Annotated in this window: 15 protein-coding genes; 5 read left to right on the top strand and 10 right to left on the bottom strand. The window is 74.9% G+C overall.

Going from position 1 to position 16,521, the window contains the following annotated elements; translation table 11 throughout:
* Window positions 1-59: 59 nt before the first annotated feature.
* From ACFQ8E_RS21445 to ACFQ8E_RS21430, 4 genes are all read right to left on the bottom strand, one after another.
* Entirely contained in the window at window positions 60-986 is a 927-nt protein-coding gene (locus ACFQ8E_RS21445; protein ID WP_430552594.1) for an amino acid ABC transporter permease, read from the bottom strand.
* Entirely contained in the window at window positions 983-1,672 is a 690-nt protein-coding gene (locus tag ACFQ8E_RS21440) for an amino acid ABC transporter permease (protein WP_430552593.1), read from the bottom strand. Before ACFQ8E_RS21440 ends, ACFQ8E_RS21445 begins: the two co-directional genes overlap by 4 nt.
* A gap of 128 nt (window positions 1,673-1,800) precedes the next feature.
* Window positions 1,801-2,661, bottom strand: coding sequence for a glutamate ABC transporter substrate-binding protein (locus ACFQ8E_RS21435; RefSeq protein ID WP_430552592.1), 861 nt, complete (start codon window positions 2,659-2,661; stop codon window positions 1,801-1,803).
* Between the two features lie 108 nt (window positions 2,662-2,769).
* Window positions 2,770-3,564, bottom strand: a complete 795-nt coding sequence (locus ACFQ8E_RS21430) for an amino acid ABC transporter ATP-binding protein (RefSeq protein ID WP_430552591.1) — start codon at window positions 3,562-3,564, stop codon at window positions 2,770-2,772.
* A gap of 235 nt (window positions 3,565-3,799) precedes the next feature.
* Between ACFQ8E_RS21430 and miaB the strand changes: the two genes are divergently transcribed.
* Window positions 3,800-5,452, top strand: a complete 1,653-nt coding sequence (gene miaB / locus ACFQ8E_RS21425; protein ID WP_430552590.1) for a tRNA (N6-isopentenyl adenosine(37)-C2)-methylthiotransferase MiaB — start codon at window positions 3,800-3,802, stop codon at window positions 5,450-5,452.
* 42 nt (window positions 5,453-5,494) lie between these two features.
* Here miaB and ACFQ8E_RS21420 read toward each other — a convergent pair whose 3' ends face one another.
* A complete protein-coding gene (locus ACFQ8E_RS21420) occupies window positions 5,495-6,079 on the bottom strand; it encodes a YbjN domain-containing protein (protein ID WP_430552589.1) in 585 nt (194 codons plus the stop codon).
* The gene (locus ACFQ8E_RS21415; RefSeq protein WP_430552588.1) at window positions 6,076-6,582 is read right to left on the bottom strand and encodes a YbjN domain-containing protein; all 507 of its coding nucleotides are present in this window, start codon (window positions 6,580-6,582) and stop codon (window positions 6,076-6,078) included. Before ACFQ8E_RS21415 ends, ACFQ8E_RS21420 begins: the two co-directional genes overlap by 4 nt.
* A 190-nt stretch (window positions 6,583-6,772) precedes the next feature.
* On the opposite strand from ACFQ8E_RS21415, the gene ACFQ8E_RS21410 reads away from it, so the two are divergent.
* Window positions 6,773-7,477: a hypothetical protein gene (locus tag ACFQ8E_RS21410; RefSeq protein WP_430552587.1), complete on the top strand. Its 705-nt coding sequence runs from the start codon at window positions 6,773-6,775 to the stop codon at window positions 7,475-7,477.
* 8 nt (window positions 7,478-7,485) lie between these two features.
* Here ACFQ8E_RS21410 and ACFQ8E_RS21405 read toward each other — a convergent pair whose 3' ends face one another.
* Genes ACFQ8E_RS21405 through ACFQ8E_RS21395 form a run of 3 tightly spaced genes read right to left on the bottom strand, consistent with a single transcriptional unit; the run spans window position 7,486 to window position 11,917 of the window.
* Complete coding sequence (locus ACFQ8E_RS21405; RefSeq protein ID WP_430552586.1) at window positions 7,486-9,492, bottom strand: hypothetical protein; 2,007 nt, start codon at window positions 9,490-9,492, stop codon at window positions 7,486-7,488.
* The gene (locus tag ACFQ8E_RS21400; protein WP_430552585.1) at window positions 9,489-11,405 is read right to left on the bottom strand and encodes an HSP90 family protein; all 1,917 of its coding nucleotides are present in this window, start codon (window positions 11,403-11,405) and stop codon (window positions 9,489-9,491) included. The genes ACFQ8E_RS21405 and ACFQ8E_RS21400 overlap by 4 nt, the downstream gene beginning before the upstream one ends.
* Window positions 11,402-11,917, bottom strand: coding sequence for a YbjN domain-containing protein (locus tag ACFQ8E_RS21395; protein WP_430552584.1), 516 nt, complete (start codon window positions 11,915-11,917; stop codon window positions 11,402-11,404). The genes ACFQ8E_RS21400 and ACFQ8E_RS21395 overlap by 4 nt, the downstream gene beginning before the upstream one ends.
* Window positions 11,918-12,039: 122 nt before the next feature.
* On the opposite strand from ACFQ8E_RS21395, the gene miaA reads away from it, so the two are divergent.
* Both miaA and dapF read left to right on the top strand, forming a co-directional pair.
* The gene (gene miaA, locus ACFQ8E_RS21390) at window positions 12,040-13,101 is read left to right on the top strand and encodes a tRNA (adenosine(37)-N6)-dimethylallyltransferase MiaA (protein ID WP_430552583.1); all 1,062 of its coding nucleotides are present in this window, start codon (window positions 12,040-12,042) and stop codon (window positions 13,099-13,101) included.
* Window positions 13,098-14,033 (top strand): diaminopimelate epimerase, encoded by a 936-nt coding sequence (gene dapF / locus ACFQ8E_RS21385; RefSeq protein WP_430552582.1) that lies wholly within the window; start codon window positions 13,098-13,100, stop codon window positions 14,031-14,033. The genes miaA and dapF overlap by 4 nt, the downstream gene beginning before the upstream one ends.
* A gap of 26 nt (window positions 14,034-14,059) precedes the next feature.
* On the opposite strand, the gene ACFQ8E_RS21380 is transcribed toward dapF, so the two are convergent.
* A complete protein-coding gene (locus ACFQ8E_RS21380) occupies window positions 14,060-14,662 on the bottom strand; it encodes a class I SAM-dependent methyltransferase (RefSeq protein ID WP_430552581.1) in 603 nt (200 codons plus the stop codon).
* A gap of 192 nt (window positions 14,663-14,854) precedes the next feature.
* On the opposite strand from ACFQ8E_RS21380, the gene hflX reads away from it, so the two are divergent.
* Complete coding sequence (gene hflX / locus ACFQ8E_RS21375) at window positions 14,855-16,429, top strand: GTPase HflX (protein WP_430552580.1); 1,575 nt, start codon at window positions 14,855-14,857, stop codon at window positions 16,427-16,429.
* Window positions 16,430-16,521: the final 92 nt, after the last annotated feature.

The raw sequence follows: 16,521 nt of genomic DNA, 5'->3' as shown, positions 1-16,521 counted from the left end.
GGACGCGAGAAGCGTCCGGGGGCGACGTCGTCCAGGGGACGCGCGGTCGTGCCGGCGCGTCAGGTGGCGCTCGGGTCCCCGGTGGCCGCGATGGCGTTCCCGGGCGCGCCCGGCGCCGCGCCGCCGGCGACGGCGGTCGGGTTGCCGATGCCGGGACCGGCCGCGGTGACGCCCGACGTCCGGCCGCTGAGGTAGCGGGACAGCCAGCGGGCCACGGCGGTCAGCGCCCAGTTGATGACGATGAAGATCAGTGCCGCGACCGTCAGCGTCTGCAGGTTGTTGCTGTTGCCGTTGCCGAAGATCTGCGCCGCCCGCAGCAGCTCGTTGTAGGTGATGATCTGGCCGAGCGCGGTGTCCTTGAGGACCACCACGAGCTGGGACACCAGGGCCGGCAGCATCGCGATGAGGGCCTGGGGGAGCTGGATCGACCGCAGCACCTGCCCGCCCGTGAGGCCGACCGCGAGGCCGGCCTCCGACTGGCCCTTCGGCAGGTTGCCGACGCCCGCCCGGACGAGCTCCGCGATGACGGAGCCGTTGTAGAGGACGAGGGCGATCACGACGGCGAGGAAGGCCGGGTCGTCGCTGATCCGGTTGAACCCGAACAGCAGCCAGAAGAAGACCATCATGAGCAGCACCGGCACGGCGCGGAAGAACTCCACGACCACGCCGCTGACCCAGCGGACGGCGCGCACGCGCGCGAGGCGCCCGGACCCGAAGATGAGGCCGAAGACCACCGCGCCGACGATGGCGAACCCCGCGGCGCGCAGCGTGTTCTGCAGGCCCGGGATGAAGTAGTTCTGCCAGGCGCTGGAGGTGAAGATCGGCTCCCACAACGCTGCGGCGAACTGGCCCTTGGCGGCGAGCTGGGCCACGACGAGCGCGGCGATGCCGAGCACCACGAGCGCACCCACGACGTTGCCGAGCACGATGAACCGGCGCGCCCGGGGGCCGGGCGCGTCGAAGAGGACGGAATGCTGAGAGCTCATCGACGCACCGCCAGTCGGTTCGAGAGATAGGTGGTGAGCAGACCGATGGGGATCACGAGCACCGCGAATCCGATCGCGAAGATCATGAAGATCGCGTAGATGTAGTTCGCGTTGCTCTCGATCATCTCCCGCATGAGGGTCGAGGTCTCCGTGGAGACGCTCACCGCCACCGCGACCGTCGAGTTCTTCAGCAGGGCGATCAAGGTGTTCCCGAGGGGCGCGATCGCGCCCCGGAACGCCTGCGGCAGGATGATCAGCCGGGCGGCGGGCAGGAACGACAGCCCGATCGCGCGGGCGGCCTCCGCCTGGCCCAGCGGGACGGTGTTGACGCCCGAACGGATCGCCTCGCACACGAACGCGGCGTGGTAGACCGTCAGGCCGATGACGCCGAACCGGAAGAAGTTCTGCGCGAAGTCGTCGGACAACGTGATCTGCAGCTGCGTCCAGACCGCGAGGAACAGGAACGTCATGATCACGGTCAGCGGCGTGTTGCGCAGGATGTTCACGTAGGCCGCGCCGGCCCACTGCAGGCTCGCGATGGGCGAGATCCGCATGAGCGCGAGCACGGTGCCGAGGATCAGCGAGAAGATCGCGGCCCAGAACGTCAGCTGGATGTTGACCCAGAACGCGCCGGGCACGTCGTAGAGCGCGAAGAGCTCGCCGATCTGGGACAGGAAATCACCCACGGTGTGTCAGCCTCCCGGAGGGTGGTGTGCGGGCGGAGCCGCGGTGGACGGGCTGGTGATCGACGAACGAGGGGAGCGGCGCGGCGGCGCCGCTCCCCTCGTGCCGATCGGACGGTCGGACGGCCTCGTCAGGCGCAGGCGTCCGGCGTCGGCGGGTTGAGGTCGGCGTTGGGCGTGTACCCGGTGCCCTCGGTGTTCGCCTGGACGGCCTTCTCCCACGACCCGTCGTCGATCATCGACGTGATGGCCGCGTTGATGTCCTCGCAGGTGTCGTTGTCCTGGGGCAGGCCGACGCCGTAGTTCTCCTCGGAGAACGGGTTGCCGACGACCTTCACCTTGCCCTTGTTGGCGGGCTGGGCGGCCAGGCCGGCGAGGATGATGTCGTCCGTCGTCACGGCGTCGACCTGGCCGGCCGTGAGCGCGGTGACGCACTCGGCGTAGCCCGGGCGCTCGACGAGCTGCACGTCGGTCGCGTACTCGTCCTTGATGCGCTGCGCCGACGTCGAGCCGGTCACGGAGCAGAGGTTCTTGCCCTTCAGCGACTCCGGGCCGGTGATGTCGGTGTTGTCCTCGGCGACGAGGAGGTCCTGGCCGGCGATGAAGTACGGACCCGCGAACGCGACCTGCTCCTTGCGCTCGTCGGTGATGGAGTAGGTCGCGAAGATCATGTCGACCTGGCCGGTCTGCAGCATCGTCTCGCGGTTGGCCGACGGTGCCTCGACCCACTCGATCTGGTCCTCGGAGTAGCCGAGCTTCTCCGCGACGTACCGGGCGACGTCGGTGTCGAAGCCGGTGTACTCGCTGCCGTCCTGGTAGCCCAGGCCCGGCTGGTCGAACTTGATGCCGATCTTGATGGAGTCGCCGCCCCCGGCGCCGCCGGTCTCCTCGCCGTCGCCACCGCCGCCCCCGACCTCGCCGCCGCCGCAGGCGGCGAGCGTGAGTGCGGTCAGTGCGGCGAGCGCGGCGGCCCCTGCGTGTCGTGTGCGCATCGTTCTTACCCTTCGTTGTGGTCGCCCGTACGGGCCGGGGACGCCGATGTCAGGTCCCGGACCGCGCGGCCGGCGGGGGTTCCCGCCCTGTGCGTGGGTGTGGTCAGGTCAGTGGGAGAGGATCTTGGACAGGAAGTCCTTCGCCCGGTCGCTCTTGGGCGCGGTGAAGAACTCCTCGGGCGTGGCCTCCTCGACGATCTGGCCGTCGGCCATGAAGACGACGCGGTTCGCGGCCTTGCGGGCGAAACCCATCTCGTGCGTGACGACGATCATCGTCATGCCCTCCTTCGCGAGGGCGACCATGACGTCCAGGACCTCGTTGATCATCTCCGGGTCGAGCGCCGAGGTGGGCTCGTCGAAGAGCATCACCTTGGGCTTCATCGCCAGCGCCCGGGCGATGGCGACGCGCTGCTGCTGCCCGCCGGAGAGCTGGGCGGGCATCTTCTGGGCCTGGTTCTTGACCCCGACCCGGTCGAGCAGCTCGAGAGCACGCTCCTTCGCGGCGCCCGTGCGCTCCTTGCGGACCTTGACCGGCCCGAGCGTGACGTTCTCCAGGATCGTCTTGTGCGCGAAGAGGTTGAACGCCTGGAACACCATGCCGACGTCGGCCCGCAGCTTCGCGAGGGCCTTGCCCTCCTCCGGCAGGGGCTGCCCGTCGATGTGGATCTCCCCGGAGTCGATCGTCTCGAGCCGGTTGATCGCCCGGCACAGGGTCGACTTCCCGGAGCCCGACGGGCCGATGACCACGAGCACCTCGCCCTTGCGCACGGTGAGGTCGATGTCCTGCAGCACGTGCAGCTCGCCGAAGTGCTTGTTGACGTTCTTCAGCTCGACGAGCGGCGCGCCGAGGGAGGACGACGTCTCGGCAGGGTCGGTCGTCGTGGTCGCATCGCCGTGATCCATCTCTCGAACCTATCCACTCGGTGTTTCCGCGACCAGCACCGGGTTGTCCGGTTCCGCAACGGTTCAGTAACAGTGCACACGCGGTGTGCGCGGTCCGAGTCCCTGCGGCGGAGGCCGCGTGTCTCGAGCGTCGCGGGTCGGACGTCGTGGGGCGACGTCGTCGAGCGGTGCTCTCGAGCGATGGGGTGGGTCACCTCGTCGGGGCCCGGCCGTCGGGCACCGTACCCTAGATGCGATGTCCAGTACCACGCAGAGCCCCGCCGTGTCGGCCCGTCCCACGGACGTGTCGCCCGTCCAGCGCACCTATCTCGTGCGCACCCTGGGCTGCCAGATGAACGTGCACGACTCGGAGCACATGGCCGGCATGCTCGAGCAGGCCGGCTACTCGCGTGCCACCGCCGCCGACGAGGCGGCGAGCCGTGCCGACGTCGTGGTGATCAACACCTGCGCGGTGCGCGAGAACGCCGCGACCCGGCTCTACGGGAACCTCGGGCAGCTCGCCGGGATCAAGGCGGACCGGCCGGGGATGCAGATCGCCGTGGGCGGCTGCCTCGCGCAGAAGGACCGCGGCGAGATCGTGTCCAAGGCCCCGTGGGTGGACGTCGTCTTCGGCACGCACAACCTGGACGCGCTGCCGGTCCTCCTCGAGCGGGCCCGGCACAACGCCGAGGCGCAGGTGGAGATCGCGGAGTCGCTGCAGGTCTTCCCCTCGACGCTGCCCACGCGACGCGAGTCCGTCTACGCGGGCTGGGTCTCGATCTCGGTCGGCTGCAACAACACGTGCACGTTCTGCATCGTGCCGCACCTGCGCGGCAAGGAGCGCGACCGCCGGCCGGGGGAGGTCCTGGCCGAGGTCGAGGCGCTCGTGGCCGCCGGCGCCGTCGAGGTCACCCTGCTGGGCCAGAACGTCAACAGCTACGGCGTCGAGTTCGGCGACCGCGGTGCGTTCGCGAAGCTGCTGCGCGCCTGCGGGACCATCGAGGGGCTGGAGCGGGTGCGCTTCACGTCCCCGCACCCGGCGGCGTTCACCGACGACGTGATCGCGGCGATGGCCGAGACGCCGAACGTCATGCCCAGCCTGCACATGCCGCTGCAGTCCGGCTCGGACCGCGTGCTGCGGGCCATGCGCCGCTCGTACCGGTCGGCCAGGTTCCTCGGCATCCTCGACCGCGTGCGCGACGCCATGCCGGACGCCGCGATCACGACCGACATCATCGTGGGCTTCCCGGGGGAGACCGAGGAGGACTTCCGCGAGACGCTGCGCGTCGTGGAGGCCTCGCGGTTCAGCTCGGCGTTCATGTTCCAGTACTCGCCGCGCCCCGGCACGCCGGCCGCGACCATGGACGAGCAGCTGCCCAAGGAGGTCGTGCAGGAGCGGTTCGAGCGCCTGCTGGCCCTCCAGGAGCGCATCGCCGGCGAGGAGGCCGCGCGCCAGGTCGGGCGCACGCTCGACGTGCTCGTCTCCGAGGGGGCGGGGAAGAAGGACGGCGCCACGCACCGGCTCTCCGGCCGGGCCCCCGACAACCGGCTCGTGCACCTCGCGCTGCCCGCCGCCCTGCTCGACGACGTGGCCGCCGGGGCCGAGGGCCTCGCCGGGGCGCCGACGTCCCTGGACGACCCCCGGCTGGCGGACGCCGCGACGCTCGACCCGCGCCTGCCGCGACCGGGCGACGTCGTGACCGTGGGGGTCACGCGGTCGGCGCCGCACTTCCTCGTCGCCGACGCGGTGCTCGACGGCGGCGCGTACGCCGTGCGTCGCACCCGGTCGGGCGACGCGTGGGCGCAGCGGGAGACGGCGCGCCTCGGCGGGGGCGAGGACGAGCACTCCCACGGCGCGGCGCCGTCCTCGGGCCCGGTCGTGCTCGGGATGCCCTCGCTCCGGGGCTGACCGGCGGCCCGTGGGGCCTCCGGTGGGCTCACGTCCGGCGGGTCAGGCCTGGTCGTCGAGCCCCGGCCCGCCGGGCGTCATCGCGCCCACGGTGCTGAAGAACTGCGACGACGTGACGAGGCCGCACGACACCGTGGCGGCGAGCTGCTCGTCCGTCGCGCCGTGCTCGAAGTCCACCGACACCTCGGCGTAGAGCGCGAGCCCCTCGCCCTCCGCCCGTGCGTACACCTTGGGCCACACGCGCTCGCGGTTCCAGTCGTTCACGGCCTGCAGCACCGCCAGGCGGGCGCCCTCGGGCACCGTCCCGGCCCAGCGGCCGCGCACCTGCAGGATCTCGTCGTGGTCGCCGAGCAGCAGGAACCAGAACCGGTTGCCGTCCCAGGTGCCCGTCACGTCGCCGTCGTCGTCCGTGCGGAACCGGTAGCCGCGGCGGGACAGGTCGTCCGCGACACGGGCGTGGGACAGCGGCCTCGGTGCCGTGCCGCGCGGGCGCGAGGGGGCGCGTTCCCCGCGGGCGGCCACGCGAGCGCCGGCGTCCTGCACGGCACGACCGACCGCGTCAGCCGCACGCCGGACGCCGCCGAGCAGGCGGCGGGCGGTGCCGCCGGACCGGGCGGTGCCGGTCACGATCCGTCCCTCAGGGGGTCGCGGAACGTCGTGTCGAGGTGCTCGAAGAACATCGACCCCGTACTGAGGCCGCACTGCAGCAGCTGGTCGAGCTGCGCCTCGCCGACCGCGCTGCCCACGTCCACCGTGACCTCGGCGCACACCACGACGGAGCCGTCGTCGCGTACGCGCACGTACGTCTTGGGCCAGATCCGCTCGGCGTTCCACTCGTTGCAGAGCTCGAGGATCTCGCCGAGGCGGTCGATGCTGAGGTCCCGGTGCCACTGGCCGCGGACCTGGAGCACCTCCGACCGCTCGCCGAGCACGAGGAAGTAGAAGAGCCAGCCGTGCCAGAGCCCGCCGACGTCACCGTCGGAGTCGACGAAGTAGGAGAACCCGGACCGTTCCAGCCAGTCCGTCACGCGGTCGCGCGACAACGGGGCCAGCGCGTCGTCCGCGCCGACGTGGTCGGCGAGCAGACCCTCGATCCGGTCGTGGAGCTCGTCGTCCCGAAGGTCGCCCACGAGCTCGTCCTCCCGGCCGACGGAGGTCGGCCGGATCCTGCTTGCCCGGCGTGAACCGAAGAACCTCACCCGTCCACGCTACACGCCGGGACCCGAGGCGGGGCTCGTGCACCGAGGGCCGGACGGCGTAGGAGCGCCGGCCCGCGACGGCTGCCGGGGCGGCGGGAGGGGCCGAGGGTAGGTTGGGCGCGTGCCAGCCCGTGCCGTCGTCCTGCCCGGAACGTCCCTGCTCGTGCCCGGTGCCGGCGGCGGCGCCGACCTCCTCGGCGACGTCCGTGTCGTGGTGGCGGGCGCCCTCGACCGACTGGTGGCCGCGTCCGTCGCCCTGACACCGCCGGGCGGGGACGGTGACGCACCTCTCGTGGTGCTGGCCCCCGTCCCTCGGGGAGCGAGCGGCGGGTTCGGCCGGCGGCGGCCCTCCCTCGCGGGGGCGGGCATCGCCGACCGCTGGGTGCCCGACGTCGCCGCGTGGGCCGGAGCGGACCCGGCCCCCGTCCCGCCCGCGCACGTCCCGGCGTCGGTGGCGCTGCTCGCGCTGCGCGCGGCGGCGCGACGGGCGGGGCACGACGGGCCGCCGGACGTCGTGGTGCTCGAGGTGTCCGACGCCGCCGAGGCGCCGGCCGAGGCCGTCACCGCGCTGCGCCGCGCCCCCGCGGTCGTCGTCGCGGGGGGTGCGGCGCCCGGGACCCCGGGCGCCGCGGCGGTGCCCGACCCGGCACCCGACCCGGCACCTGGCCCGGTGTCGGGCGGCCCCGTGCTCCTCGCCCCGGCGGTCGCGGCCCTGCTGGACGTCGCCGCCGCGCCGGGGCGGTGGTCGTGGCGCGTGACGACCGTCCCCGGCGGGCACGAGCACCTGCCGGCGTCCTACGGGGTCGCCGAGGGCAGCGCGGGCTGACCTGCGCGTCAGGGCACGAGCGACGCGGCGACCGCGTCGGCCTCCTCGGCGCGACCCAGACCCCGGAGCGTCCCGACGAGCTCGTCCGCGACGGAGGCCAGGTCGGCTCGCGCGCCCGTCGCCGCGAGGCCCTCCAGGGCCGCGCGCAGCGGGTCCACCGCCGCGGTGGCGTCGCCCGCGGCCCGCAGCGCGCTGCCCGCGAGCCAGAACGCGTGGGCGGCGTCGAAGGGCAGGCCTGCGCGGCCGAACTCCTCGGCCACCGACTCCGCCTGGCGCGCCGCCTCGGCGTGCCGCCCGGCGGTCGCGAGGAGGCGGGCGTGCACCTCGCGCAGCTGTCGATCCTCGGCCGCGACGAAGGCCGCGCGGCGGGCGGCGAGCTCCTCCGACATCGCGGGCGTCGGGGCATCGGGGACCCCGCCCGTGGCGCGCGCGACGTCGTCGTGCACCCGTTCGACGGCGGCGAGGGCGGCGTCGACGTCGCCGGCGCGCGCCTGGGCCGTGGCGGCGGCCCGGACCACGGGGCCGACGTGGGCCGGGTCGGTCCCCGCGGCCCGGAGCAGGCCGACGGCCCGCGCGAACGCGGGCACCGCGCCCTCGTCGTCGCCGAGCGTGGCGGCGACCTGCGCGGCCTCCGCCAGGGCGAAGCCCGCGTCCTCGAGGCGTCCGGCCTCCTCCGCCAGGCGGGCGGCGGTGAGGTAGGCCGCGGACGCCTCGACAGGATCCGGCTCGCCCTCGGCACGCGCGAGGGCGGCGCCGACGGGGTCGGCGTCGAGGCGAGGGCCCGTCACGCCGGCGAGGTCGACCCCGGCGGGAGAGGCGGCGTCGGCCCCTGCGAGGGACGTCGCGAGCGCGTCGGGCATCGTGTCAGGGATCGTGTCGGGCGTCGCGCCCGGGACGGCGGCCGCGCGCTCGGCGGCCGCGAGCACCCCGAGCTCGACGGGCAGGCGCCGGGCCTGGCGCGCCCACGCGGCGTCGAGCAGGCGGGCGTGCCGGTCCGTGCCGTGCCGGGCGTCGAAGGCGCGGGCGATCGGCGCGATCTCGGCGCGGGCCCACGTGTCGAGCTCGGCGACCGTGCGCGCCGGGACCGCGGCGAGGTCGACGGGCGTGTCGGCGTGCGTCTCGCGCAGCACCCCGGTGGCGACCGCGACATGGGTGAGCACGGCGAGCCGCTCGCCCGGCGAGTCGGACACCGTGAGGTGCTCGGGGTAGGTGTGCAGCAGGCGCAGGGCGCGCTCGGGGTGCCCGGTCCGCGCGAGGAACTCCACGTGGCGGGAGGCGGCGACCTCCTTCGAGACGGCGGCGTCGAGATGGCTCGTCGCGCTGCGGTGCACGGCGGCGGCGCGCGAGGCGTCGCCCAGGTCCAGCAGGAGCAGCTCCAGCAGGGACTCCATCCCCGCGGGCTCGTCGCCGCAGGTGGCGCCCGACGCGACGGCGGCGCTCACGACGTCGGCAGCCTCGCGCACGCGACCGGTCTCGGCGAGGTACTCCGCCTGGCCGGCGGGCAGGCAGGCGGCGCAGTCCGAGAAGGAGTCGCGGGGCGTCGTGATCCAGGTGCGGTACGCCTCCTCGGTGCCGGGGGCACCCTGGGCACGGAGCCAGGCGAACCGTTCGCCGGCGACCGCGCTGGTCCCGTTCCCGGCGAGGGCGTACCGGCGCTCCATGTCGTCGAGCGTCGCGTCGAGCTGCGCGGTCGGGACGGACGGGAAGCGCGCGAGGAGGCCCACCATCCACTTGAACGACCAGAACAGGGAGTGGGTGTCGCTGCCGTCGAACAGCTCGGGGTGGGAGTCCCACCAGCGCAGCAGCTGCGTGAACGGCAGGAACGCCTTCTCCGCCTCGGGCGTCGAGGTGTAGGAGTCCACCAGCGCGAACAGGGCGTAGGCGCGCGCCTCGTCCGGGCCCTCCGCGGTGATGCGGGCGGCCTCCTGCTCCGCGGCGGCGCTGCGCGCGACGCCGTAGGGCATGCTCATGATCGTCGAGACGGCGCGGTTCGCCTCGTCCAGGGTGCGGGTCATCGGGCGTCGTCCTCGGTGTCGGTCGTGCGGGGCTCGGGCAGGGCGCGCTCCAGGAGGGTGCGCAGGGCGTCGTCGAGCAGGCCGGCCTCGGCGCCCGCCAGGGGCCGGCCCGACGCGAGCAGCGCGGTGACGTAGAGCGAGCGGGCGCCCGCGGCGCGGACCGGGGCGTCGCCGGCCGCGAGCAGCGCGCGGACGGTCGGGTTGGCGTCGTTGAGCACCAGTCGGCGGGCGCGGGCCGGGCCGGTGAGACCGGCGAGCACGGCGCCCCACACGTCCGTGTCGTCGTCGACGGGGGCGGCGGCCTCGCGGGCCTGGCGGGCGTGCTCGCCGTCCCGGTCCGTCAGCAGCATGGCCGGGACCTCGGTCGGGGAGAAGACGCGCAGCTGGACGTCGCAGTCCTGGTCGGCGAGGTCGTCGCCCAGGGCGGCGAGCGCGTCGGTCACCTCGAGCTCGCGCAACGGCTCCACCTCGCCCAGGACGGCCTCGAGGTCGCCCGGCACCACGGGGGAGAGGTGCCACTGCGGCCGCCGCCGGGCGACGCGGGCGAGGAGGTCGGCGTCGTAGACGTACCCCGCGTTGAGCACCGGCAGGCCCTGGGCCGCGGCGACCGCGGCCACCCGGCGGTACTCCTCGACGCTGGTGGTCCACAGCACCCGCGCGGGGGCCTCCCCGTCGGCGGGCTCGGCCAGGTCGGCGAGGGTGTGCGTGCCGACGGTGGTCTCGAACGGCAGCACGCGGGCGGCCAGGTCGAGCATGGCGTCGTCCTGCACGGCCAGGGCACGGACGGCGAGGTGGTGCGTGGACAGGAAGGACCGTGCCAGCGGCGACGGCTCCGCGAGGGTGTCGAGGGTCCAGGCGCGGACCTGCTCGCCCAGCGCCTCGCGGGTGGCGAAGAGGACGTCGTCCTCGAACAGCCCCTCGCGCGAGGCCGTCGGCCGCAGGGCGGACGCGTCGACGACGCAGCGCACGAAGAACGCCCACTCGGGCAGGAGGCTCTCGACGCCCGTGCCGAGCAGCATGCGCTTGAGCGACACCCGGTGGTGCGCGGCCGTCGTGGGTGCCACGGCGGCGGGGAGCACGAACGCGACCCCGGTGAGACCGGCGACGGGCAGGTCGAGGTCGATGTGGGCCAGCGGCGTGAAGCCGAGGGTGCGCTCGCAGTACGCGGCCAGCGCCCGCGCGCGCTCGGCGTCGTCCGCGTGGTGGCCGCGCCAGGGCAGCTCGTCGCCGCTGAGGCGCCGCCGCACCGTGCCGCCGTCCTCCAGGCGCACCTCGACCGACACGTCCACGGGGAGCAGCCCGCCGAAGTCGGCGGCGAGGGCCGCCACGGTGTCGGGCTCGAGCCAGTGCTCGGCGTCGCGCAGCGGGCGCAGCCGCACGACGCTCCCGGGCGCGGGGGGCATGGGTGGCACGGTCGGGTCGGTCGGGTCGAGCTCCGTGAGCTCGTAGCGGCCGTCGGCGTACCCGCGCCACCGCACCGGCGCGGCCTGCGGGTCGCGCGCCGAGCGCGACACGAGGTCGATCTCGTCGGCGACCATGAACGCCGACAGCAGGCCGATCCCGAACTGGCCGAGGAACTCCTCGCGCCCCCCGACGAACCCGGTGCCGAGGTCGTCCGCCGACGGGCCGTCGTCGCGCTTCGAGCTGCGGCCGATGGTGGCGAGCAGGTCGCGGGCCTCGTCGGCGGTGAGGCCGACGCCCGTGTCGTGCACCTCGAGCCCGCCGTCGTCGAGCGGGCGCAGCAGCACGCGCGCGGGCGCGTCGGCGTCCAGGGCGCGGCGTGCGGTGATCGCGTCCACGCCGTTCTGCAGCAGCTCGCGCAGGTAGACGCGGGGGCTCGAGTACAGGTGCCGGCTGAGCAGCTCGACCAGGCCGCGCAGGTCGACCTGGAAGGCGTCGGTGCCGCTGGTCACCGGGCGTCGCCCGCCGTGGGCCGTGCTGCTTCCTGTGCCGCCCCCTGCGTGCCCTCGGCCGCGGGGAAGCGCTCGTCCAGCATCTCGAAGAAGGACAGGCCCGTCGCGAGGCCGCAGTCGACGATCCGCTCGAGCTGCTCGTCGTTCGCGCCGCTGCGCAGGTCGGTCGCCACCTCGGCGTAGACCACGACGGCCGACCCGTCGTCCTCCGGCCGGGCGAAGACCTTCGGCCAGATGCGCCCGACGTTCCACTCGTTGAGGAGCGCCGTGAGCGGCTCCAGCTCGGCGACCGGGAGCGTGCGGCTCCACCGGCCGCGGATCTGCAGGATCCCGTTCGGCTCCCCGACCAGCAGGAAGTAGAACGTGTTCTCGTCCCAGACGCCGCCGAGGTCGCCGTCGTCGTCGATCCCGAAGTACCACTCGCGGCGGGTCATCAGCGACTCGAGCCGCTCCCGGGTGAGCGGGGCGGGTGCGGCGGGCGCCGCGACGGTGGGCTTGGTGAAGAAGGCCATGGGTCCTCGTCCTGTGCGGGATCCCGGGCGCACGCGTGGTCGCGCCGGGCATCGTTGGGTGGCGAAGGACACCCTAACCAGGCGGTCCGACAGCGCGCCGACGGCGGGCTAGGGTCGTGGGCGTGACCGCACCGCCCCCCATCACGAGCCCGTCCGGGAGCCTGCCCGGCACGGGCGTGGTCGTCGCCGTCGTCGGCCCCACGGCGACGGGCAAGTCGGACCTGGCGCTCGACCTGGCGCAGGCGCTGTCCCCGGGCGGCGCCGGTGACGTCCTGCGCGGGACGGCCGCCGCCGAGATCGTGGGCGCGGACGCGTTCCAGCTCTACCGCGGCATGGACGTCGGGACGGCGAAGGTGCCGGTCGACGAACGGCGCGGCATCGTGCACCACCAGCTCGACGTCCTGGACCCGCTCGAGGACGCGTCGGTGGCGCGCTACCAGGAGGCCGCGCGCGCCGACCTGGACGCGATCTCCGGTCGCGGGGCGCGGGCGGTCGTCGTGGGCGGCTCCGGCCTCTACGTGCGCGCGCTGCTCGACCACATGGACTTCCCCGGCACCGACCCGCACGTGCGGGCCCGCCTCGAGGGCCGCGCCGAGCGCGAGGGCCGCCGGGCGCTGCACGACGAGCTCGCCCGTCTCGACCCCGACGCGGCGACGTCGATCGGCCCGCACAACACCCGCCGGATCGTGCGCGCGCTCGAGGTCATCGAGCTCACCGGGCAGCCGTACACCGCCAACCTGCCGCGCCAGGAGCACGTCCGCCCGGCCGTGCAGATCGGGCTGGACTGCGACCGCGAGGTGCTCGACGCCCGTGTCGCGGGCCGGGTGGAGCGCATGTGGGACGAGGGGCTCGTCGAGGAGGTGCGGTCGCTCGCCTCGCCCGAGCAGGGCGGGACGGGGGCGGGCCTGGGCACCACGGCGGCCCGCGCCGTCGGCTACGCCGAGCTGCTCGCGTGCTGGCGCGGGGAGCTCACCCTCGACGGCGCGCGCGAGGCGATCGTCGCGAACACCCGCCGTCTGGCGCGCAAGCAGATGGGCTGGTTCGGCCGGGACCCGCGCGTGCGCTGGCTCGACGCGGGGTCGCCCGACCTGCTCGACGAGGCGCTCGCGGTGGTGCGCGCCGCCGACGCCGGGCGGCTGCCCGCGGCGGGGACGGTGCCCGTGCGCCGTAGTCTGGGCTCATGACGCTGCGCTTCACCAAGGGTCACGGCACCCAGAACGACTTCGTGTTGCTGGCCGACACCCGGGGGGACCTCGAGCTCACCCCGGACCAGGTGCGGCGGCTGGCCGACCGCCGCGCCGGGATCGGCGGCGACGGTGTCATCCGCCTCGCGCCCACCGCGGCCGTCGCGCGCGCCGGCGAGGCGGTCGCCGACCGGGTGCTCGCCGAGGAGCCCGCGGCGATCTGGTTCATGGACTACCGCAACGCGGACGGCTCGGTCGCCCAGATGTGCGGCAACGGCGTGCGCGTCTTCACGGCCTTCGCCGAGCAGCTCGGCCTCGCGGACCTCGACGACGGTCAGGAGCTCGCGCTCGGCACCCGGGCCGGCGTGCGCCGGGTCCGCAAGGAGCCCGGCGGCTGGTACGCCGTGGACATGGGCCCCTGGGCGCTGCCCGGCGGGGACGCCGCGGCGTCGCGCGGCGCGGACGCCGCCGTGCTGGTGCGGGGCTGGGACACCCCGCGCCCGGCCCTGAGCGTCGACCTGGGCAACCCGCACACCGTCGTCGCCCTCGCGCGGGCCTCCGAGCTCGCCGAGGCCGACCTGACGCGGGCGCCCGAGGTCGACCCGGTGCCCCCGGAGGGCACGAACGTCGAGCTGGTCGTGCCGCTCGCCGAGACGGTGGACCCCGACGGGCGGGCCGTCGGGCACGTGCGGATGCGCGTGCACGAGCGCGGCGTGGGCGAGACGCAGTCCTGCGGTACCGGGGCCTGCGCCGCGGCGCTCGCGGTGCGCACCTGGGCCGCGGCGGGTGCCGACGGCCCCGTGCCCGACGTCTGGGAGGTCGAGGTGCCCGGCGGGCTCGTGCGCGTCCGGCTGCTCGACGGTGGCCACGTCGAGCTCGCCGGCCCCGCGGAGCTGGTGTTCAGCGGCGAGACGGAGCTCGCGGAGCTCTGAGCGAGGGCTGCCGCCCCGGTCGGGCGTCAGTCGACGCGGAGCACGCGGAAGCCCTTGGACGACGCCGCACGCTCGACGCCGCGGCCCAGCTCGGCCTCGATCCAGCGGGCCAGCGAGTCGGACCCCAGGTTCTTCTGCACCACGAGCCACGCCTCGCCGTCCGGGGCGAGCCGGGGGAGCCAGGCGCGCAGCAGGTCGTGCAGCACGGCCTTGCCGACCCGGATCGGCGGGTTCGACCAGATCGCGGCGAACCGCACGTCGTCCGGCACGTCCTCGGCCCGCACGGCCCGCACGTTCTCCAGGCCGAGGCGCGCCGCCGTCGAGCGGAGCAGGTCGAGCGCCCGCTCGTTGACGTCCACGGCCCACACGGTGGCGCCCGGGGAGGCGAGGGCCAGGGAGAGGGCGATCGGCCCCCAGCCGCAGCCGAGGTCGAGCAGGTCGCCGGCGGCGGGCGGGGCCGGTACCTCGCGCAGCAGCACCCGCGTCCCCTTGTCGACGCCGCCGGGGGAGAAGACCCCGGACGCGACGTCCACCTCGAGCTCCCGCCCGGCGAGCTCGACGACGGCGCGACGGCGCTCGGCGGCCGAGGCCGGCTGCGCGGTGAAGTAGTGGTCGGGCTCGTCGCTCACCCGGCGATCCTAGGTCGCCGCCGCCCGACCCGGAGAAACCCCGACCCGCGGCGGTGCCGCCGCGCCGTGCCGTCCGGCACCCCGGCGGCACCGCCGCCCGGTGAAAAACCCTCCGCCGGGACTGTCTCGCGTGGGACCCTTGTTGTATCCCTACGGCGGCCGGACCGCCGACCCCGACCCGAGAGGCACACCTTGACCGACACCCCGACCAACCCCGACACCCCGCAGACCGACGAGACCGCCGGGGCACCCGACGCCGAGACCTCGGCGGACGCGCGTCGCGAGGCCGAGCGCGACGCCCAGGCGATCGCGCAGGACGTCGTCGCCCGGGTGCTCGCACGGGCCGGGACGGCGCGGTCCGAGGGCGCCACGGTGCACACCGCCCACGACGGCGCCCAGCTCGACCTCGAGGAGCGCATCTCGCTGCGCCGCGTCGCCGGTCTCTCCACGGAGCTCGAGGACGTCACCGAGGTCGAGTACCGGCAGCTGCGCCTGGAGCGCGTGGTGCTCGTCGGCCTGTACTCCGGCGGCGAGGCCGCCGCCCGCGACGCGGAGGTCTCCCTGCGCGAGCTCGCCGCGCTCGCCGAGACCGCCGGCTCGCAGGTCCTCGACGGGCTGCTGCAGCGTCGTCAGAAGCCCGACCCGGGCACGTACCTCGGGTCCGGCAAGGCGGCCGAGCTCGCCGACGTCGTCGCGTCGGTCGGCGCCGACACCGTGGTCGCCGACACCGAGCTGGCCCCCTCCCAGCGCCGCGCGCTGGAGGACATCGTCAAGGTCAAGGTCGTCGACCGCACCGCGCTGATCCTCGACATCTTCGCCCAGCACGCGAAGTCTCGGGAGGGCAAGGCCCAGGTCGAGCTCGCGCAGCTCGAGTACCTCCTGCCGCGCCTGCGCGGCTGGGGCGACTCGATGTCCCGCCAGGCCGGCGGCCAGGTGGGCGGCCAGGGCGCCGGCATGGGCTCCCGTGGCCCCGGTGAGACGAAGATCGAGCTGGACCGCCGGCGCATCCGCAACCGGATGGCCAAGCTGCGCCGCGAGATCGCCGCCATGGCGCCCGGGCGCGAGACCAAGCGCCTCGACCGCAAGCGGCACGGCGTGCCGAACGTGGCGATCGCCGGCTACACCAACGCCGGCAAGTCGTCGCTGCTCAACGCGCTCACCGACGCGGGCGTCCTCGTGGAGAACGCCCTGTTCGCGACGCTGGACCCGACCGTGCGCCGGGCCCGCACCGAGGACGGCCGGCCGTACACGTTCACGGACACCGTCGGGTTCGTGCGGCACCTGCCGCACCAGCTCGTCGAGGCGTTCCGGTCCACGCTCGAGGAGGTGGGCGACGCCGCGCTGCTGCTGCACGTGGTCGACGCCTCCCACCCGGACCCCGAGGGCCAGATCGCCGCGGTGCGCGAGGTGCTCGCCGAGATCCCCGGGATCGCGGACGTGCCCGAGGTCGTCGTGCTCAACAAGGCCGACGTCGCCGACCCGGCGGTGGTCGGCCGGGTGCAGCGTCGGGAGCGGCGCAGCGTCGTGGTGTCCGCGCACTCCGGCGAGGGCATGGCCGAGCTGCGCGAGCTGATCGCGGCCGAGCTGCCCCAGCCGCACGTCGAGATCGACCTGGTCGTCCCGTACTCGCGCGGCGACCTCGTGCACCGCGTGCACGAGGCGGGCGGCACGGTCGCCGAGGAGCACCTGGCCGAGGGCACGCGCCTGCGCGGTCGCGTGGACGAGGCGCTCGCGGCCGAGCTCAAGGACGCCGCCGTCGCGGGCTGACGGCCCGCGACGGGCCGGGGGGGCCCCCGCGCCCCGGGGCCCCGGGGCGGGGGGGGGGGGCCCCGCCCCCACGGGGGCGGGGGCCGCACTCA

The sequence above is a fragment of the Isoptericola sp. NPDC056573 genome (assembly GCF_042793335.1).
Taxonomy (GTDB): domain Bacteria; phylum Actinomycetota; class Actinomycetes; order Actinomycetales; family Cellulomonadaceae; genus Isoptericola.
Note: the sequence above shows the minus strand (reverse complement) of the source record. Positions and strands in the feature narration are given on the sequence as shown.

Coding starts and splice junctions, on each gene's coding strand:
- ACFQ8E_RS21405 (WP_430552586.1), bottom strand. CDS start 9,492: ATGACCCGCACCCTGGACGAGGCGAACCGCGCCGTCTCGACGATCATG.
- ACFQ8E_RS21430 (WP_430552591.1), bottom strand. CDS start 3,564: ATGGATCACGGCGATGCGACCACGACGACCGACCCTGCCGAGACGTCG.
- miaB (WP_430552590.1), top strand. CDS start 3,800: ATGTCCAGTACCACGCAGAGCCCCGCCGTGTCGGCCCGTCCCACGGAC.
- dapF (WP_430552582.1), top strand. CDS start 13,098: ATGACGCTGCGCTTCACCAAGGGTCACGGCACCCAGAACGACTTCGTG.
- ACFQ8E_RS21395 (WP_430552584.1), bottom strand. CDS start 11,917: ATGGCCTTCTTCACCAAGCCCACCGTCGCGGCGCCCGCCGCACCCGCC.
- ACFQ8E_RS21435 (WP_430552592.1), bottom strand. CDS start 2,661: ATGCGCACACGACACGCAGGGGCCGCCGCGCTCGCCGCACTGACCGCA.
- ACFQ8E_RS21445 (WP_430552594.1), bottom strand. CDS start 986: ATGAGCTCTCAGCATTCCGTCCTCTTCGACGCGCCCGGCCCCCGGGCG.